The sequence below is a fragment of the Pseudomonas sp. Leaf48 genome (genome assembly GCF_001421885.1).
Lineage (GTDB): Bacteria > Pseudomonadota > Gammaproteobacteria > Pseudomonadales > Pseudomonadaceae > Aquipseudomonas.
Map to the genome: position 1 here is coordinate 1 of NZ_LMLH01000032.1, position 18,599 is coordinate 18,599.

Consider the following 18,599-nt stretch of genomic DNA (forward strand, 5'->3'; position numbering starts at 1 on the left):
GAAATCTCCCACGGTCTGTACTGCGTCAACAGTCAGAATCGAGCCTTGTCCCTCCTCCTCCCTTCAAGTCCTACCATACAAGCGAGCCTGCTCGCGATGGCGGAGTTTCAGCCAACAAGGGTGTTGACTGTACCTGCCTCATCGCGAGCATGCTCGCTCCTACAGGGGGCATGGGTGTTTACTGTTTCAATGCGCGATGCACACCGATTTCAGCTCGGTGTAAGCCTCGATCACCGCGCGACCGAACTCGCGGCCCATGCCCGATTGCTTGACGCCACCGAACGGCATGGCCGGATCGAGCAGGACGTGGGCGTTGACCCATACCGTGCCGGCTTCGATGCGTGGCACCAGGTTCATGGCTTTGCCCAGGTCGTTGGTCCACAGGCTGGCCGCCAGGCCGTAGCGGTTGTCGTTGGCCAGTTCAATCACTGCGTCTTCGTCATCGAACGGCATCACACCCAGTACCGGTCCGAACACTTCTTCACGGGCCACGGCCATGCTGTGGTCGATGTCGACGAGGATGGTCGGCTGCACGAAGAAGCCGTCGCCTTGCAGCAATTCGCCGCCGCAGACCACCCGCGCACCTTCCTGGCGAGCCAGTTCGATGTGCTTGAGCACACCCTGCTGCTGCTTGCGCGACACCAGCGGGTTGATCGCGGCGTCGCAGTTCATGCCATCACCGATCGGCATCGCCGAGACCGCCGCCGCCAGGCTTTCGACGAACTTGTCGTGGATCGAACGATGCACGTAGAAACGTGAAGCCGCTGCGCAAACCTGGCCGTTGTTGAGCAAGCCACCGAGGATCGCGCCCTGCACGGCTTTTTCGATGTCGGCATCGGCCAACACGATCATCGGGTTCTTGCCGCCCAGCTCCAGCGCAAAACGTGTCATGTTTTCCATGCACGCCACGCCGACGCTCTTGCCCACCGCGGTGGAACCGGTGAACGACACTTTGCTCACCAGCGGGTGTTTGGTCAGCACGCCACCGACCGAGGCACCGCCGCCGGTGACCACGTTGAACACGCCGGCCGGAATGCCGGCTTCGAGGGCCAGTTCAGCCAGGCGCATGGCCGTCAGCGGGGTTTCCATCGCCGGCTTGATGATCACCGTGCAACCGGTGGCCAGTGCGGGCATCAGCTTCCAGGCGGCAATCAGCAGCGGGAAATTCCACGGCACGATGCCGACCACCACCCCCACCGGCTCACGCTTGGTGAACGCAGTGAACTTGGCGCCCGGCGGCAGCGGGATCGACACGTCGAAGGTCTGGCCTTCGATCTTGGTCGCCCAGCCGGACATGTAGCGCATGAATTCCACGGTGGCGTTCAAGTCCAGCGCGCGGGCCATGTTGATCGACTTGCCCTGGCTCAGGGTTTCCAGCTGGGCCAGTTCTTCGGCGTGCTCTTCGACCAGGCGGGTGAAGTTCAACAGGATGCGTTCACGGTCCGCCGGACGCAGGCTCGACCACACACCGGATTTGAACGCCTTGTGCGAGGACTGCACGGCCTGCTCGATGACTTCCAGCGGCGCATCCAGGGTTTCGCACAGGGTTTGCCCGGTGGCCGGGTTGACCACGGCAATGCTGTCGCCTTCGGCAAATACCCACTGGCCGTCAATGAAGCAGCCATGACGACGTTCGATAAAAGCAGCAACCTGGGGCAGGATTTCAACGTTGCTCATAATTCACCTTTCATTCAGATGTAGGAGCCGGCTTGCAGGCGAATGCGTCTTGACGGACGGTGCAAAATTCAAGGCCGTCTTCGCTGGCAAGCCAGCTCCTACAGGGGGCTGGTTAGTTGTTCAGGCGCACATCCGCCTGATCAGTGTTGTTCTTTGAGGAAACAGGCCACGGCCTCACGGTCGTCGGCGGATGCCAGGCCCATGTACGGCATGTAAGTGCCCGGCACGTAGGCCTGAGGCTGGGTGATCAGTTGCTGGATGCTCTCGGCTTGCCAGTTGACGTCTTTGTCACGCATGGCCTGGGAGTAGCTGAAACCGCCCAGCGAGCCAGCCTTGCGCCCGTACACACCGGCCAGGTTCGGTCCCATCATTCCCTTGGTGCCCTTGGTCACCGCGTGGCAGACACTGCATTCATTGGCGAACAGTTCGGCACCACGGCGGGTGTCCGGGGCGCACTCGGCGGCGGCAACAGCCTGGGCCAGGGTGAACGAGAGCAAACCGAGCAGGGGCAAACGCAGCGACGTGGACATAGGAAGGCGACCTTGAAAATCCGCGCGCTCGCCAGCAGACGAGCGCCAACACTAAAAATGCCGAGGCACGGTGCTTCGGCAGGTTGGTAGGGATTGTCGGTGGTCGCAGGCGGGCAGGATTTGCCCTGCGTGCCAGTTGTGTTGGCCGGGCTGCCAAACGGCTCAAAACATTCTCGCGCTGTCACACAGCCATCAATCTGGCATGCACAACCAACTAATTGGCAAACAGGGCAAAGGACGAAAAAAAGTCGCGCCTTAGTATCTAAAAAGACCGCAAACCTGCGCTCAAGAACAAGAACGGATGTCATGCCATGCTCAAGTCCCCCTTGCTTCGCCTGTCGACACTCGCGCTGATGATCAGCGCTGGCCAGGCCTGCGCCTACGAACTCTACGCCGATGACGACAGTCACCTCAATGCCACTCTGGAAGCGGTATTCGGCGTGTTCCACAGCCAGGAAAACTACGCCCTCTCCGGCCGTCTAGCCGAAGGCTCCTCGTCGTGGCGCGAGGGCTACATCAAATACGGTCTGAGTTTCGACCAAGGCCTGGCGGGCGTGGGTACCGGTTATGGCGCGGCGAACATGCTCAGCTCCGGCACCTGGGGCGACGGCGATGCCGCCGGCTTCAGCGATGGTTCGGAACGCACCACCAAGTTCGAAGACGCCTACCTCGGCTGGCGCTCGGCCGACCTCTTCGAAGGGCTGGGCAGTGACGGCATCGACCTGTCCTTCGGCCGCCAGAACATCGTGGTCGGCGATGGCTTCCTGATCCAGGGCGATGCCTTGAACATGGGTAAAGGCCTGGCCGATGGAGAATTCAATCGCGGCGGCGCCTACTACCTGGCGGCGCGCAAGGCCTTCGACGAAACCGCCGTGCTGCGTATCGGCGGCAAGGAAGGCTGGCGCAGCGACCTGATGTGGTTGAAGTCCAACAACCGCGCCCAGGCCATGACCGAAATGTACGTCGGCACCCTGGAGCACGTGGCCGAAGCCGGCACCGTTGGCCTGACCTACATCGACACCACCGACGTCGACGAGCAATACGCCTCGCCGATCCAGCTTGAACGCGACGGCATGAAAACCTACAGCTTGCGCGCCACGGGCAATGCCGGGGTCAAAGACCTGTTCCTGTCCGGTGAATACGCCAAGCAGGACAAGCCCCACACCGACAGCGAAGACGCCTGGTACCTGGAAGCTGGCTGGACCTTCTCCGACGCGATCTGGACACCGAGCGCCAGCTACCGCTACAGCCGTTTTTCCGAAGGCTACGACACACTGTTCTACGGTTTCAGTCGTGGCTACGGCACCTGGTTCCAGGGCGAAGTGGCGGGCAACTACGCCGGGCCGTTCAACAGCAACTCGCGCATTCAGAACCTGACCGTGAAGGTCTCCCCGCTGGAGAACCTCAACGTCGGTGTCATGTACTTCGACTTCGACACCATCGATCGCAACCTGGGCAACACCGATGGTCACGAAGTGGATCTGTACGCCGAATGGCACGTCAACGATCACCTGACCGTGATGCCGCTGATCGGCATTTACCAGCCGGACAAGAGCGCTGAAAACGGTGGTACCCAGTTGGGTAACAACGACCAGAACCTCTACAGCCAGGTGGTATTCGCCACCGGTTTCTAAGTCAGTACGGGGGCAGTGGCGCATCCGCTGCCCCTCTGGAAAAGGGCCTTTCCAATGTACAGAAAATTCCTCACGATCCAGAGCAAGATCACCCTGCTCGCCGGCCTCTGCCTGCTGCTGGTCGTGGGTCTGCTGATGGGATTGTCGCTGTACCAGAGCCACCGCAGCAGCCTGTAAGTGACCCAAGCCAGCAGCGACATGCTCGCCAACGCCGCCAGCGAGCACATGCAGGCACTGGGGGAAATGCAGGCGATGCAAGTGCAACGCACCCGGCACCCGTCTGGTCAGCGTGACCCAGCGCATCGGCGAGATTGACAACGTCAACCAGTCCGTCGCCACCGCCACCGCCACCGCCACCGAGGAGCAGACCGCCGTGGTCAAGGCCTTGAACGTCGACATCACCCGGATCAACAGCCTCAACCAGCAAGGCGTGGAGAATTTGCAGGCAACATTGCACGCTTGTACTGAACTGGAGCAGCAGGCTGGGCGGTTGAATCAGTTGGTGAGCAGCTTTCGGATCTGAGGTGCCTGACACACCGCCATCGCGAGCATGCTCGCTCCTTCAGTGTAATGCTGTTCACTTAAGCTGGGGCACACACTTGTGGCGAGGGGGCTTGCCCCCGTTGGCTGCGGAGCGGCCCCAAAACCTGCCACCGAGGTTTATCAGAAGCACCGCGTGTAATGGTTTTACGACTGCTTCGCAGCCAACGGGGGCAAGCCCCCTCGCCACAAAGTGTGCACCCGCTTAAGTGAACAGCATTACGCTCCTTCAGTGGGTTTTTGTCGTGCACAATTTCAGTGCTCACCGACAATCCCTGTGGGAGCCGGCCTGCCGGCGATGGGGCCGGCAAATCCAACACTTCTGGCACCTGACACACCGCCATCGCGAGCATGCTCGCTCCTACAGTGGATCTGTGTCGTGCACAAATCCTGGTTCACCGGCGATCCCTNGTTGAGTAGCGTCTGACCGCCAATGCGTTCCACTTCTGGCACCTGACACACCGCCATCGCGAGCATGCTCGCTCCTACAGTGGATCTGTGTCGTGCACAAATCCTGGTTCACCGGCGATCCCTGTGGGAGCCGGCCTGCCGGCGATGGGGCCGGAAAATCCAACACTTCTGGCACCTGGCACACCGCCATCGCGAGCATGCTCGCTCCTACAGTGGATCTGTGTCGTGCACAAATCCTGGTTCACCGGCGATCCCTGTGGGAGCCGGCCTGCCGGCGNCACTTCTGGCACCTGACACACCGCCATCGCGAGCATGCTCGCTCCTACAGTGGATCTGTGTCGTGCACAAATCCTGGTTCACCGGCGATCCCTGTGGGAGCCGGCCTGCCGGCGATGGGGCCGGCAAATCCAACACTTCTGGCACCTGACACACCGCCATCGCGAGCATGCTCGCTCCTACAGTGGATCTGTGTCGTGCACAAATCCTCTGTTCAACGGCGATCCCTGTAGGAGCCAGGGAACGATCCATGACCTGTGCTACTGCGGTGGGTCGATCCCCCGCGATGAACAATAACGCGGACTCAATCAAGCCGCACTGGCATGCTCAACGCGATGAAACAAGCGGTTGAAATACACCAGGCTATCGCGCGGCTCACGCACGCCGACCTGAGTCAGCTCGACGAACAACACCGAATGCGAGCCCACTTCCTTGCATTCGCTGATGCGTCCTTGCAGTTGGACCAAGGCATCGCGCAGCACCGGCACGTCGGCGGCACCATCGTCCCACAGGTCCCATTCGAAGCGCTCGGCCATCGGCACCTTGGTCATGCCGGCGAAGTGCTTGGCCAGCTCTTCCTGCTCGCCACACAGCACGTTGATGCACAGGTGACCATTGGTGCGGAACACGTCGTGGGTGGCGCTGTTGCGGTTGACGCACACCAGCACCGTGGGTGGCGAGTCCGTCACCGAGCACACGGCGCTGGCAGTGATGCCGCAACGTCCGCCGGGGCCGTTGGTGGTGATGATGTTCACCGCCGCCGGCAGCTGCGCCATGGCGTTGCGAAAGTCGATTTGCTGCTGGCTCAGGTCGGCCATGTCGGTGCCCCTTCCTTCAGGAGGGCCGCTGTGGCGCGGCCCGTAGGTGATGGAACAAGACTAAGGCCCGGCACGCGCCGCAACCATTGCGACGATCCCCATGGCGAGGTTGGCTTTCCGCTAGTCGACTAGGTGGTTTCTTTATCGCAAGCACCGGTCACAGTAGGTATTCTTCTAACTGGCTTCAATAGTTCAGCCTAAGTGCGCCGCGCGACTCGCGTGGGAAAACAATAATTAGAAATTTCCGTGGCAGCCCCAGATGCAAACCCGCAAACCGATTGTTTACATCGTTGACGACGACAAAGACCTGCGCACCTCGCTGGCCTGGCTGCTGGAGTCTGTCAGCGTGCAGGCGCAGTGCTTTGCCGGCGCCGAAGAGTTCCTCAGCCAATACGATCCCACGCAGCCCGCCTGCCTGGTGCTGGATGTGCGCATGCCGGAAACCAGTGGCTTCCAGTTGCAGGAAATCCTCAACCAGCGCGGCAGCAGTTTGCCGACCATTTTCGTCTCGGCCCATGGCGACATTCCGATGTCGGTCACGGCGATGAAGAACGGCGCGCTGGATTTCGTCGAGAAGCCCTACAACCCACAGCAGATGATCGACCGCATCCAGGCCGCGCTCAAAGCCGCGGTGCATGCCCAGGCCGATCAGGCGCAGCGTCAGAGCCTGCAAGGCAAAATGGCCCTGCTGACGGCTCGCGAACGCGAAGTGTTGATGCTGGTGATCGATGGCAAGGCCAGCAAAGTGATTGCCCGGGAGCTGGACATCAGCGTCAAAACCGTTGACGTACACCGCACCAAGATCAAGGAAAAGATGGGCGTCAGCAGCATCGCCATGCTGGTGCGCGAAGTGCTGCACCTGCCTGGGGATGAGCCGGCGCGGCACTGACATTACCCCCAAGACTTGCGGCACATCCAGCATCACCGGCGCCTGACACTCCGCCTTCGCGGGCAAGCCCGCTCCCACAGGGGAACTCCAGCGAACACAAAGCTGTGTACGGCGAAAAATCCATGCCGGAGCGGGCTTGCTCGGGGCGGCGCTCCTACGAAGAAGCCAGCAGATCCAGCATCACCGGCGACTGACAATCCGCCTTCGCGGGCAAGCCCGCTCCCACAGGGGAACTCCAGCGAACACAAAGCTGTGTACGGCGAAAAATCCATGCGGGAGCGGGTTTGCTCGGGGCGGCGCTCCTACGAAGAAGCCGGCACGTCCAGCATCACCGGCGACTGACACGCCGCCTTCGCGGGCAAGCCCGCTCCAACGGGGGATTTGTGGCCGTTCGCAGATTTTTTCGCTAACTGAAGATCGTCTATAGAAGCGAGTCAGTTATGGCTATAGCGCTTGCGATACGCGCCCGGCGATACGCCAAAGCGTGATTTGAACGCCGAGGAGAAGTAGCTGGAATCGGAGAAACCCCAGGCATAACACAGTGCCGAGAGCTTCTGTTCGACGTCGGCGCGGCGCAGGTTTTGCGCGCAGAAATCCAGGCGTCGGTGCTTGATGTATTGCGCCACGACCAGGCCGCGCTTGGAGAACATCCGGTACAGGCCGCGCACGGAAATCCCAACCTCACGGGCAATCAGTTCCGGGCACAGTTCCTCGTCGCTGAGGTGCGCATCGATGAACGCGATGATCTTGCGAAATTGTCGTTCGTGGGCGTCTGCGCCGCTGTCGCGGGCGCTGATGCCCGGCAGCAGCAGGCTGGCCAGGGCGTCGAGCACCGCCTCGCTTTCCTGCATGTCCAGCCCTTCCTGTCGCCGGGTGTCCAGCACCAGCTTGTTGGCCATCGCGGCCAGCGGGCTGCTGGCGCCAATGCGCGTGGCGCAGTTGACGGCATTGAAGTGCGAGCCACGCTCGACCACCTGACGCGGCAAAATCAGCGACAGTTGTCGCGAATCTTCGTTGTAGGTCATGTCGCTCGGACGGCTGGCATCGATCAGGGCGATGTCACCACAGCCCAGTTGCGCGCGGTTGTCGCCCTGCTCCAGCTGAGAACTGCCGCGCATCTGGAACACCGCGTAGAAGTGGCCGTCGCTGCTGGTGCTGACGTCCTTGCTGGTGCGGTACAGATGCACATGCGCCATGTCGACCACACTCAGGCTGATCGCTCCGCTGCGAAACTCCGTCAGTTCACCATAGAAGTCGGTGTCCAGCGCCCGCGCGTCGAAACGCCCACAGGCCTGGTTTACCTGGTTCAACCAACTTTCGAACGCTTCATTGCGCACCGTCGATGCTGTAATCATGTCCGCAAAGCCTCAGGTTTTTCTTGTTATTTTCCGACCGCTTCGTCGACCGGCTCGGTCAAATCTGTCTCGTTTACCGCCATCGCCTCCCTCGATGGCCGCCGGGCGCCCATTCAACAGGCTCCGGCGCAAGCTTTCCAGCTTTCCATTGAGTTAAATGTCCAATACCAGACGAGCGGAAAGCGCCCGGGATACACAGGCGCAAATCTGCTTGTTGGAAGCCTTTTCCTTGTTGGAAAGGCAATTGTCGCGGTGCTCCGGCAGGCCGTCGAGCACCTCGACTATGCAGGTACCGCAGATGCCTTCGCGGCACTCGGTGTCGATGTCGCAACCGTGGGCCTGCAACACATCCACCAGGCTGCTGTCGGCCGGGACGTGAAGCACCACGCCGGAACTGGCCAGCTCGACTTCGAAGCTGCCCGTCGGCGCGCTGTTGGCGGCCGGGTCGGCAGCGAAGTGCTCCAGGTGAATGGCGTCGTCCGGGCGCGTGCGCGCGGCCACTTCCACCACTTTGTTCATGAACGGTGCCGGGCCACAGGTGTAGACATGGGCCGCGCCGCCTGCGCGTTCCAGGCAGGCGCTCAATGCGCCGTCCAGGTCCGCCGGTTCCACGCCGTAGTGAAACTCGACATTTTCCGGAAAATTTGTGGCCAACAGCTGAGTAAAGGCGGCGTACTGCTCAGAGCGTGCAAAATAATGCAAGCGATAGGCTTGACCGCTTTCAGCCAGGCGATAGGCCATGCTCAGCAGCGGCGTAACGCCGATACCGGCGGCAAACAGCACGTGTTCAGTGGCCGTCTCGTCGAGGCGGAACAGGTTGCGTGGCGCCCCCATTTCCAGCTCCATGCCCTCTTCCACTTGCTCGTGCAGCGCCAGTGAGCCACCGCGCGACTGCGCTTCTTTCTTCACCGCCACCAGATAGGCGCGGCGATCCTGTGGCGGGCTGCACAGCGAATACTGCCGGGTAACACCGGTCGGCCCGGTAAGGTCGACGTGGGCGCCCGGTTCATAGGTGTCGAGCGGCTGGCCGTCACTGCGCACGAGGCGAAAGGAACGGATATCCAGCGCTTCGTCGACGATCCTTTCGATCTTCACCTTCATCATTGCATCACCTGAATATTGTTGTTTTGGGTACTGCACCTTGTAGGAGCGAGCATGCTCGCGATGAACCCGAGGTCACCACGGGGTGCCAGGTTTCCAGCGTCATCGTTGACGACCATCGCGAGCATGCTCGCTCCTACAGGGGTCATTTTTCTGCTGCTCAGCGCATGAACAAGCCGCCGTTGACGTCCAGGCACGCACCGGTCACCGAGGTCGCGTTGTCGGCGATCAACAGCAACACGCTGTCGGCGATGAACGCCGGATCGCCAAGGGTGCCGGCCGGGATCATCTTGAGGATCAGCTCCAGACGCTCGGGGGCCACGGTTTCGCGCACCACCGGCAAGTCCAGGGGACCCGGCGAGATGCTGTTGACCGTGACGCCTTGCGGTGCCAGTTCCCGGGCGAAGACCTTGGTCAACGTCGCCACGCCACCCTTGGCCGCCGCGTAATGCGCGCCGGTGGCGGTGCCGCCGTTTTGTCCGGCCAGGGAAGCGATGTTGACGACGCGACCGAAACCACGCTCGGCGAAATGCGCGCCGAACACCTGGCAGGCAACGAAAGTGCCGCGCAGGTTGATCGCCATCGATTCATCGAACTCTTCCGGCGTGATGTCCATCAGCGCCGCGACTTTCGAAACACCCGCGTTGTTCACCAGAATGTCAGTACCACCCCAGCGCTCGGCCAGCAGGTCACGGGCGCGCTGGAAGTCCGCCTTGCTGCGCACATCCAGTTCAATGGCGACTGCAGTGGCGCCGCTGGCATCGAGCTCGGCGGCCAGCGCCTGCACACCGTTCAGGCGCACATCGGCCAGGGCAACACGATAACCGGCTGCATGCAGACGCCGGGCGATGCACTCGCCCAATCCGCGCGAAGCTCCCGTAACAAGGGCTACTCGACTCATGATGTTGCCCTCACAAAAGGAAGCCGAGCGCGCTCAGGCTGTCGGTGGAGTTGATCAGGCGCACGACCTTGCGTTCCAGTTTCGCCACACCATCGACAAAACGAATGCGGTGGTTCAGGTCGGCCACGAACGGCGTGTGCACGCCGCGCTTGTAGGCATACAGCAGCTGCGCCGAGTTGACCTCGACGATGTCGCCGGCCGCTTCCACCAGACGAAAACGCGAGATCGTGCGAATGGTTTTCGCTGCATCCACCGCCGACGGCGAGTAGCCTGCGGTCAGGCGCTCGATACGCAGGTCACGCATGCGCGCGTCGTCATAGGCGTAGTTGAGGGTGGCCTCGAAGTCTTCGGTGTCCGGATCGATCGGTACGATGTACTTGCCGCTTTCGCTCCACAAGGTCGCCCATTCGGCGTAGTTCTTGTGATCCAGCAGTTCGGCTTCGCGCCAGATGAATTCGATGGCCTGGGCCAACGGGCCGGAAAAACCGTTCAGGGTGTCTTGATTGCTCATTGGCTCATCATCCTTTTCCACATGTCGTAGGCACCGCGCATGCCGCCTTCATCGGTGGCGTGGCTGACCTTGTCGCCGTTTTCAGCGGTGATTTCGCGGTTCAGGCCGCGGTTGACCAGGATTGGCGCATCGACGCCGGCGTACGAGCCGCGCTGTACACGGTCCCAGGCTTCGGCATCGTCAGGGCTGCCGAAACCGAACGGGCCCTGGAAGTGTTCGTGAATACGCATGCGTTCGCGGTTGGCGATTTCCGGGCCGCCGTCCATGCCGAGCGCCACGTGGCGGATCTCGGTTTCGGTGACCGATACCGGGCGCAGTACGCGCAAGAACGACATCGACATCGCCACGTTCGGGAACAGGTTCAGGTTGAAACCGGCGCCGTGCAACGAGCGCACGATGCGACGGACCTGATCGGCCGGCATGGTTTTCGACAGCTCTTCAGTGACGTGAGCGAAGCGCTCCTGCAACTGTTCGGTGCCGTCGTCGTGGTCAAGATCGACGTGCTCCGGCACCATCACCATCACGCTGTGGCCATTGCCCAGGGAGTGGGTCACGGCCTGCTCGTCGGTCATGAACGAGAGCATTTCCGAGGTTTCTTCATCCACCGACGACATGAACGACTTGTGCACGATCGGGAAGTGGTACCCGTCGGTGGTGTTTTCCAGCTGGATCTTCCAGTTGCCCTTGAAGCTGAACTTGTGTTCACCCTGGGTCTTGATCGGGTAACCGGCGCCCTGTTTCATGAACAGGTCCATCCAGTGTTTCGCGCCGCCGAGGAAGTCTTCCAGCGGTTCGATCTCGTCGTTGTAGCTGGCGAAGACCATGCCGGCGTAGCTTTCCACGCGCAGGCTGGTCAGCGGCAATTCCGACTTTTCGAGGATGCCTTCGTAGCCGTCCGGGTACGGCAGCGCGCGCAGCTTGCCGTCCAGGCCATAGGACCAGCTGTGGTAAGGGCAGGTGAAACCGGTGGCATTGCCCTTGTGCTTCTCGCACACGGTGGCGCCACGGTGCCGGCAACGGTTTTCCAGCACGTTGATGTTGTTCTTCTTGTCGCGAACAACGATCACCGGACGACGGCCGATGGTGGCGGTCTTGAAATCGCCACTGTTACGCACTTCGCTTTCGTGGGCGACCCACACCCAGGTGCGGTAGAAAATCTTTTCCAGCTCGGCTTCGAACAGCGCCGGGTCGTTGTACAGCGAGACATCGACGCGGTCGTGCTGCACCAGGTCGTCGGGGCTTTTCGACGTCGCGATCAGCCGGTATTCATGAGTGCTCATGCGGTTCTCCTCATGGCTTCTTTTTATGATTTGTTTTTAGCGTCGGCGGGTATACCGCCCATGCTGTGTTGAAGTTGCGCACCAAAGGCGCAGACCAGTTCGTCCTGACCTTTGCGGCCAACGATTTGCAGGCCGACTTTCAGCCCGCCGCAATCGAGTTCCACCGGCACCGTCAACGCCGGGTGACCGCTTAAATTGAATGGCCGCACCAGCGGCGTCATGCCCGCCACGGCCTTGCTGCCGGCGCGGGCTTCGCTGAGGGTCGGCGGCAAGGTCGGCAGCGTTGGCAACAGCAACACGGCAAAGTCTTCCAGCGCCGAATCCACCTGTTGGGTGAAGCGCGTGCGAACGGCTTCGGCCTGGGCCAGTTCTTCACGGCTGGTGCGGCTGGCCGCCAACAGCCGGGTCTCGACATCGCTGCCGATCAGGCCCTTGCCGGTCAGGTGACCGAACGCTGCCCAGTTCTCAAAGTTGATCACGGTCAGGCCGGCAGCGAATGCCGCTTCGAATTCGCTCAGGTGCAGATGACTGCGGCGCCATCCGGCACGGTCGGCGGCAGCACCCAGGGTGGCTTGCAAGTGCGAATCGCAGGCCACTTCGAGAAAGCCGACTCTGGCGCCGTCGCCGGGCATACCCTGCACGGCAAAACCCGGGCAAATCACCTGCATGGCCGCGATCAAGTCGTCCATGCTCCTGGCGAACGGGCCGACGCAATCGAGGCTGGATTGAAGCGGATGGGCGCCGGCACGACTGACACGTCCGTAAGTCGGCTTCAGCCCGGCAATGCCGCAGCACGCCGCCGGCACCCGCACCGAACCACCGGTGTCGGTGCCCAGGGCGATGTCTGCAAGGCCGGCGGCAACTGCCGACGCCGAGCCGCTGGAGGAACCGCCCGGCACACGATCCGGCGCTTGCGGATTGATCGGCGTGCCGGTGAAGTCGTTGATGCCGGTCACGCCAAAGGCCAGTTCATGCAGATTGGTCTTGCCGACGATCTGCCAGCCAGCGTTGATAATCGCATCCACCACGTCGGCGTTTTTCGTCGCCGCTGGCGCATCGGCAAACGCCCGGCTGCCCGAACGGGTCGGGTGGCCGGCGATGTCGATGGAGTCCTTGATCGCCACGCGCTTGCCGTTACCACCGAGGATGAATTCGCTGATGAAGGTACTCATGCGCCCAGCTCCTTGTTGAACAAGCGTTGCGTACGGAAATGCGCGATCAGCCAGACGCCGTCGACACAGCGAAAATCGATGTTCAGTCGGGTACCGAACAACTCGTTGCGGCCATCGGCATAGGTAGAGATCTGCTGCATGATCCACTGCCCCTGCCCCGCGCTGCCGTCAACCAGGATCGACTCGCTGGTGAGGTAATGCAGGTTCAGCCGGAAGTGATCCGACGGTGGCAGGTAACCGCCGACGAATGCCGCCACAGCCTCGCGGCCATGGTGCTGGCCGAAGGTTTGCGCGGTCTGGCTGCCGATGCCTTCCCAGATCGCGTCCTCGGTGAACAGACCGGCCAGGTCACTGACGTGGGTCGGCGCCCGTGGCACATCGCACAGGTCCATGTAGCGCGCCATCAGTCGACGCACTGCGCCTTCCCCTACGAGCTTCGCCAGTTCCCCTTCGAGCGTCGCCAGACGCTGCAACAAGGCCTCGTCCATGGCTTACACCCGTGCCGCTTCAGGGATAGTCAGCGGACGACCGATGCGCGCTTCGACCTTGGCGTAGCGCCACAGGCTGTACTCGCCGACCGGGGTGGTGCGGAACAGGTTGCAGGCGTTGATCACCGACTGGTGGCAGTCGACGTCGGCCATGATGTATACGGTCCAGGGCGACGTGGTGGACGGGCCGACCATCAGGCGGTCGTCATCCATCGCGCCGAGCACGGTGATGCCAGGCATGGCGCCGAGGTCGCCCATCATCTGGCTGAAGCCTTTCCACACGCTCAGGCCTTCGCCGGTAGGCAGGTCGAAAAAGTTCTGGGTGATGCCGATGCAGAAGACGACGCGCAACGGTTCCTGGGTAGCTTGGGTCATGGGGGTGTCCTTGAATAAGTGATGAAAAAATCAGATGTAGCCCGGGAACGGCGGTACGCCGAGGAACACCGAGCCGGCGCCGTCGTACAGGCCTTCGCTGAGGAAGGCGTGCTGGGTCACCACCATCGAGTCACGCAGGTAGCGTTGCAGCGGATGGCGCAGGTAGATCGCGGTGGTCCCGGCCAGGCTGTAGGCGCTCTGCACCACGGCCGCACCGGCCTGGGATGCGTGGATCGCGGACAGGCGCAACTGGCTGGTCTGCTCCGGGGTCACCGGGTTGCCGGCCAGGATCGAGTCCCATACCTGCTCGGTGGTGTTGTAGAAGAAACCGCGGGCGGCGCTGAGCTTGGCTTCGGCCTTGGCGATCTCGATCCGCACATAGGCGCGGTCGGCCATCTTCGGCGCACCGGTGATGCCGCTGCCGCCGGCCATACGACTGATTTCGTCAAGGGCGGCACGGGCCAGGCCGAGGTTGACCACCGCCAGCACTTGCGCGGCGTAGGCAATCGACGGGTAGCGGAACAGCGGTTCATCAATGGTTGCAGCGCCACCGCGGATGAAGGTCCAGCGCTCGTCGACGCGCTTGTCGGTCACGCGCAGGTCATGGCTGCCGGTGCCTTTGAGGCCGACCACGTCCCAATTCTCGACAATTTCCACTTGCTCCGGGCGGAACACGGCAGTACGCGGCTTGCCGCCCGCCGCACCGATGCCCACGCCCAGGAGGTCGGCGCCCTTGCAGCCGCTGGCGAACTTCCAGGTGCCGTTGACCTGATAGCCGCCTTCGACGGCTTCGGCCGGTTGCAACGGAAACAGGCCGCCGGCGAACACCAGGTCGGGGCTGTCGGCATAGAGTTCAGCGAGGGTTTCGCGGGGCAAGGCGGCGAGGTAGACGCCAGCGCTGCCGAAACTGGCAACCCAGCCCGCCGAGCCGTCGGCTTCGGAGATGCGTTCGATCATCTTCAGGAAAAGCGCCGGTGCCAGGGCATCGCCGCCGAAGCATTTCGGCGTGGCGGCGCGGTAGATGCCAACCGCTTTGAAGCGTTCGATCATGTCCCGTGGCACATGGGAGACGGCGTCGAATTCTTCGCGACGCTGGCGAACTTCATCCAGTACCTGCGCAAAGGCCTGGCTGTCGACGATATTCTCGTCAGCGCCGATCAGAGCGTCTTGTTGCGCAACCGCTGAACGCAGCATGGGCTTTCTCCGTTTTGCTTATTGTTAGTGGGCTACACCGTTGCTTTCTGTAGGAGCGAGCATGCTCGCGAAGAACGCCCGAACAACGCGGGCATTCAGACAGGACGCGTTATCGTTGACGTCCATCGCGAGCATGCTCGCTCCTACAAAGAGCACCGCGGGTGCCTTTGCGTTGGGACCCAGTGTAAAAACCGCACCCTGGCGCAACTATTGGTGCGTGTAGCCCCACAGCTAAAGAAAACCCCTAGGCCGACACCGGTTACCTCTGAGCGCATCCCCGAGCGCCAGCAGGTATAAAACGCCATACTTGCGACATCACCGGTCGTAACCCTCTGCCGCCAAGGGCTGTGCGATGTATTTGCCAAAACCGAATGACTTTTATGCGCTGATCGAAGCCATGCCGCTGTGCATCATCCTTCACGATGCGCACACCAAAGAGATCCTCTGGGCCAATGCCGCCGCCCTGGCGGCGCTGGGTTTTACCCTGGAGGAACTGACGCCGCTCAAGGCCCCGGACATGACCCGCAATGCACCGAAGTACCGGCGCTCGGTGGGGCTGCGCTGGCTGGAGGGCGCCGCGCGCACCGGGCAACGGGCGATCGAGTGGTGTTATCGCTCCAAGCAAGGCGTGGAGATCCTGTCCGAGGCGGTGGCGACCCTGGTGCATCTGGACGGCCGCGATGTGCTGATGGTGCAGTTCCGCGACATTTCCCGGGAAGACAAGGTCAAGCGCGACCTCAAACGTTTCGAGAGCCGGCTCAAGGCCTTCATGCAGGATCTGGCCGAGGGCGTGGCGGTGCTTGGCCCCGAGGGTGATATCCGTTTTATCAGCGACTCCGCCGCGCACCTGCTCAACAGCGAAGTGCAGGACTTGATGGGCAAGAATTTCCTCGACAGCTGCGACGACACTTCGCGCCAGCACCTGCTGCAGCTGTTCGCCCAGGAAACACCGGAGCACGCGCCCTTCAGCGTGCACTACGAGGTGCAGCGCGCTGACGGCGAATGGCGCTGGCACGACGCGACCTGTCGCTACATCGAGATCGAGGACGACCTGGTGGGCCACCTGCTGCTGTTCCGCGACGTCACCGAGCAGGTGGCCGCCGAAGAAGCACGGCGGGTCAGCGAGCAGAAAATCGAATACCTGGCACGCTACAACGCCATGGGTGAAATGGCCGTGGCCATCGCCCACGAATTGAGCCAGCCCCTGGCGGCAACACGCAACTTCATCGAAGGCGCGGTGATCCGCCTGGGCAACATTGCCGATGCCGACCCCGGCGTCACCTGGGGCCTGCAGAGCGCGGTGCGGCAGATTGAGCACGCTTCGGTGATCATCAAGAGCGTGCGCGACTACGTGGTCAAGCTGGAGAAAAGCGAGGAACTGGTCGACCTCAATGAGCTGCTGCGCGAAACCCGCTACTTCATCAGCCTGCGCGCCGACCCGAGTCTGGTGCGCGTGGAGGTCGTCACCTCGCCCGGGCCGCTGCGGGTGAGTTGCGAGAAAGTACTGATCGGGCAGGTGATCCTCAACCTGGCCTTCAACGCGATCGAAGAAATGGCCGACCTGCCTGCAGAACGACGTTTGTTGCGCATTCATGCCAGCCGCGACGGCGAGGCGGCGCTGGTGCGTATCGAAGACAGCGGACGCGGGATTCAGGCCCAGGCGCAAGAAAAGCTGTTCGACGGCTTCTTCTCGTCCAAGGTCAGCGGCAACGGCATTGGCCTTGCCCTGTGCAAAAACATCATCGGCCGCCATCGCGGCGATATATGGGCGCAAAACCTGGATCCGTGTGGGGCGGTGTTTACCTTCTCCCTGCCCCTGGCCTGAGCTACACAAATGCTGTGGTGAGGGGCTTGCCCTGAGATGAGGGGCTTGCCTGTGGCGAGGGGGCTTGTCGGACCGCCGCACCGCCCCGTTGGGTCGCGAAGCGGCCCCCGACGACTCTTCCGACAGACCGAGGTGCCTGAATCTGCGACGGCTTCGCCGTCGAACGGGGCGGTGCGGCGGTCCGACAAGCCCCCTCGCCACAGGCAAGCCCCCTCGCCACAGAAAGTCCCTTCCCCACAAGCCCCTAAGGCAAACCCCCTCGCCACAGCTTTCACTTTCGTACCTTCTCTGCACGAACGCCCGCCCCCGCCCTATCAGGCTGACCAGCCAGTTTCATGACACTGGCACAGACACACAAACAGTTGGCAGCCACAGCAATTCTCCCGATTGCCGGGCGAGGCAGAATTCAATGGCAAGAATCTGCCAAAGCACCCGCGATCCGCGTTACCAACAATTCAGGAAGTTCCCCTTATGCGAACAAACAGGATCTCCGTACAGTCAGCGCTTGGCCTGAGCCTGCTTGTACTCGGTTTGAACAGTGCCCACGCGGATCTGCCCGCCGGTACGATCGGCCAGACTGTTCTGGCGTTCCCTCCAGAAGCTCACCGCGCGTTCGTCATCGACGTCGAGTTCGACAGCTTCGTGGCCGGCCGTGTCACCGTAGTCGACCCGGACCAGAAGCGCATCCTCGGCATGGTGCCAACCGGTTTCGCTGCGCCGTCGACCCTCAGCCATGACAAAAAGACGCTCTACAGTGCGGACATCTGGTACTCCCGTGGTACCCGTGGCACCCGCACCGACGTGCTGACCGCCTGGGACAGCTCGACCCTGTCGCCAGCCTGGGAAGTGCTGATCCCGAACAAGCGCGCCGAATCGCTGACCCAGCGTTACTCGCTCAAGCCAAGCGGCGACGACAAATTCGTCTACGTCTACAACTTCACCCCGTCGACCTCGGTGACGGTGGTCGACACCCAGGCCAAGGCCGTCGCCACGGAAATCGCCATTCCCGGTTGCGTGCTTATCTACCCGATCGGCAACCGCCGCTTCGCCTCGCTGTGTGGCGACGGCAGCCTGCAAGTACTGACCCTCAACGACCAGGGCCAGGAAACCGCGCGCAGCCGCACGCCGTTCTTTGACCCGAACGCGGAAAAGCTGGTGGAGCGCGCAGTCAACGTCGGCGACACCTACTACTTCACCACCACCACGGGCACCGTGCGTGGGGTGGACTTCTCCGGCGACGCGCCGAAGATCCTGCCGGCCTGGTCGCTGACCACCGACGAAGAAAAGAAAGCCGGATGGGCACCGGGTGGCTGGCAACTGATGGCTGTGGCGCCGAAGCTGGATCGCTTGTACGTGCTGATGCACGACGCCCATGAAGCAATGAAGTGGGAAGACCCGAGCCCGTTGATCTGGGCGTTCGACCTCAAGACTCACAAGAAAATAGCCACCCTCGAAGCCCCGGCTCCGGTGTGGAGCATGCAGGCCACCGGCGATGACAAACCGTTGTTGCTGGGCACCGACGTGGAAGGTGGTTTGCAGATCTTCGACCTCAAGACCAACAAGCTCGCCGGCAGCATGCCTAAAGTCGCAAAAACCGCGACTCAGGTCCTGAGCTACTAAGA

Annotated in this window: 18 protein-coding genes and 1 pseudogene; 7 read left to right on the plus strand and 12 right to left on the minus strand. The window is 62.0% G+C overall.

Going from position 1 to position 18,599, the window contains the following annotated elements; genetic code table 11:
- Positions 1 to 186 precede the first annotated feature (186 nt).
- Positions 187 to 1,677 carry an aldehyde dehydrogenase family protein gene (locus ASE98_RS23020; RefSeq protein WP_060543614.1) on the minus strand — a complete coding sequence of 497 codons (1,491 nt, stop codon included), beginning with the start codon at positions 1,675 to 1,677 and terminating at the stop codon, positions 187 to 189.
- Positions 1,678 to 1,817: 140 nt separating this feature from the next.
- Positions 1,818 to 2,207 (minus strand): c-type cytochrome, encoded by a 390-nt coding sequence (locus ASE98_RS23025; protein ID WP_060543615.1) that lies wholly within the window; start codon positions 2,205 to 2,207, stop codon positions 1,818 to 1,820.
- A 311-nt stretch (positions 2,208 to 2,518) separates the two neighbouring features.
- Here ASE98_RS23025 and ASE98_RS23030 point away from each other — a divergent pair, with 311 nt between their 5' ends.
- The 4 genes and pseudogenes from ASE98_RS23030 to ASE98_RS23035 all read left to right on the plus strand — a co-directional run.
- Complete coding sequence (locus ASE98_RS23030; protein WP_060543616.1) at positions 2,519 to 3,841, plus strand: hypothetical protein; 1,323 nt, start codon at positions 2,519 to 2,521, stop codon at positions 3,839 to 3,841.
- Between the two features lie 54 nt (positions 3,842 to 3,895).
- The gene (locus ASE98_RS27505; protein ID WP_269084482.1) at positions 3,896 to 4,018 is read left to right on the plus strand and encodes a hypothetical protein; all 123 of its coding nucleotides are present in this window, start codon (positions 3,896 to 3,898) and stop codon (positions 4,016 to 4,018) included.
- Positions 4,019 to 4,156 carry a hypothetical protein gene (locus ASE98_RS26735; protein WP_156465543.1) on the plus strand — a complete coding sequence of 46 codons (138 nt, stop codon included), beginning with the start codon at positions 4,019 to 4,021 and terminating at the stop codon, positions 4,154 to 4,156.
- Positions 4,104 to 4,364 (plus strand): annotated as a pseudogene (locus ASE98_RS23035) (methyl-accepting chemotaxis protein); the annotation flags it as partial. The gene ASE98_RS26735 and the pseudogene ASE98_RS23035, both read left to right, overlap by 53 nt.
- 1,012 nt (positions 4,365 to 5,376) lie before the next feature.
- Here the strand turns inward: ASE98_RS23035 and hpaC are convergent.
- Positions 5,377 to 5,886 carry a 4-hydroxyphenylacetate 3-monooxygenase, reductase component gene (gene hpaC, locus ASE98_RS23040; protein WP_060543618.1) on the minus strand — a complete coding sequence of 170 codons (510 nt, stop codon included), beginning with the start codon at positions 5,884 to 5,886 and terminating at the stop codon, positions 5,377 to 5,379.
- Positions 5,887 to 6,145: 259 nt separating this feature from the next.
- On the opposite strand from hpaC, the gene ASE98_RS23045 reads away from it, so the two are divergent.
- Positions 6,146 to 6,775, plus strand: coding sequence for a response regulator transcription factor (locus ASE98_RS23045; RefSeq protein ID WP_060543619.1), 630 nt, complete (start codon positions 6,146 to 6,148; stop codon positions 6,773 to 6,775).
- Positions 6,776 to 7,209: 434 nt separating this feature from the next.
- Here the strand turns inward: ASE98_RS23045 and feaR are convergent, their stop codons facing one another.
- The 9 genes from feaR to ASE98_RS23090 all read right to left on the minus strand — a co-directional run bounded on the left by feaR (position 7,210) and on the right by ASE98_RS23090 (position 15,152).
- Positions 7,210 to 8,130 (minus strand): transcriptional regulator FeaR, encoded by a 921-nt coding sequence (gene feaR, locus ASE98_RS23050; RefSeq protein WP_060543620.1) that lies wholly within the window; start codon positions 8,128 to 8,130, stop codon positions 7,210 to 7,212.
- A 153-nt stretch (positions 8,131 to 8,283) separates the two neighbouring features.
- Positions 8,284 to 9,234, minus strand: a complete 951-nt coding sequence (locus ASE98_RS23055) for a PDR/VanB family oxidoreductase (protein ID WP_060543621.1) — start codon at positions 9,232 to 9,234, stop codon at positions 8,284 to 8,286.
- 157 nt (positions 9,235 to 9,391) lie between these two features.
- Positions 9,392 to 10,132: an SDR family NAD(P)-dependent oxidoreductase gene (locus tag ASE98_RS23060; protein WP_060543622.1), complete on the minus strand. Its 741-nt coding sequence runs from the start codon at positions 10,130 to 10,132 to the stop codon at positions 9,392 to 9,394.
- Between the two features lie 10 nt (positions 10,133 to 10,142).
- Positions 10,143 to 10,643 carry an aromatic-ring-hydroxylating dioxygenase subunit beta gene (locus tag ASE98_RS23065; protein WP_060543623.1) on the minus strand — a complete coding sequence of 167 codons (501 nt, stop codon included), beginning with the start codon at positions 10,641 to 10,643 and terminating at the stop codon, positions 10,143 to 10,145.
- Positions 10,640 to 11,923: an aromatic ring-hydroxylating oxygenase subunit alpha gene (locus ASE98_RS23070; RefSeq protein WP_060543624.1), complete on the minus strand. Its 1,284-nt coding sequence runs from the start codon at positions 11,921 to 11,923 to the stop codon at positions 10,640 to 10,642. The genes ASE98_RS23065 and ASE98_RS23070 overlap by 4 nt, the downstream gene beginning before the upstream one ends.
- 23 nt (positions 11,924 to 11,946) lie before the next feature.
- Positions 11,947 to 13,095 (minus strand): amidase, encoded by a 1,149-nt coding sequence (locus ASE98_RS23075; RefSeq protein WP_060543625.1) that lies wholly within the window; start codon positions 13,093 to 13,095, stop codon positions 11,947 to 11,949.
- Complete coding sequence (locus ASE98_RS23080) at positions 13,092 to 13,583, minus strand: nuclear transport factor 2 family protein (protein WP_060543626.1); 492 nt, start codon at positions 13,581 to 13,583, stop codon at positions 13,092 to 13,094. Before ASE98_RS23080 ends, ASE98_RS23075 begins: the two co-directional genes overlap by 4 nt.
- A gap of 3 nt (positions 13,584 to 13,586) precedes the next feature.
- Complete coding sequence (locus ASE98_RS23085; RefSeq protein WP_060543627.1) at positions 13,587 to 13,958, minus strand: hypothetical protein; 372 nt, start codon at positions 13,956 to 13,958, stop codon at positions 13,587 to 13,589.
- A 30-nt stretch (positions 13,959 to 13,988) separates the two neighbouring features.
- Entirely contained in the window at positions 13,989 to 15,152 is a 1,164-nt protein-coding gene (locus ASE98_RS23090) for an acyl-CoA dehydrogenase family protein (RefSeq protein ID WP_060543628.1), read from the minus strand.
- Positions 15,153 to 15,504: 352 nt separating this feature from the next.
- Between ASE98_RS23090 and ASE98_RS23095 the strand changes: the two genes are divergently transcribed.
- Together ASE98_RS23095 and ASE98_RS23100 are read left to right on the plus strand one after the other, a co-directional pair.
- Entirely contained in the window at positions 15,505 to 16,977 is a 1,473-nt protein-coding gene (locus ASE98_RS23095) for a PAS domain-containing sensor histidine kinase (RefSeq protein ID WP_060543629.1), read from the plus strand.
- A gap of 471 nt (positions 16,978 to 17,448) precedes the next feature.
- Positions 17,449 to 18,597, plus strand: a complete 1,149-nt coding sequence (locus ASE98_RS23100; RefSeq protein ID WP_060543630.1) for an amine dehydrogenase large subunit — start codon at positions 17,449 to 17,451, stop codon at positions 18,595 to 18,597.
- Positions 18,598 to 18,599: the final 2 nt, after the last annotated feature.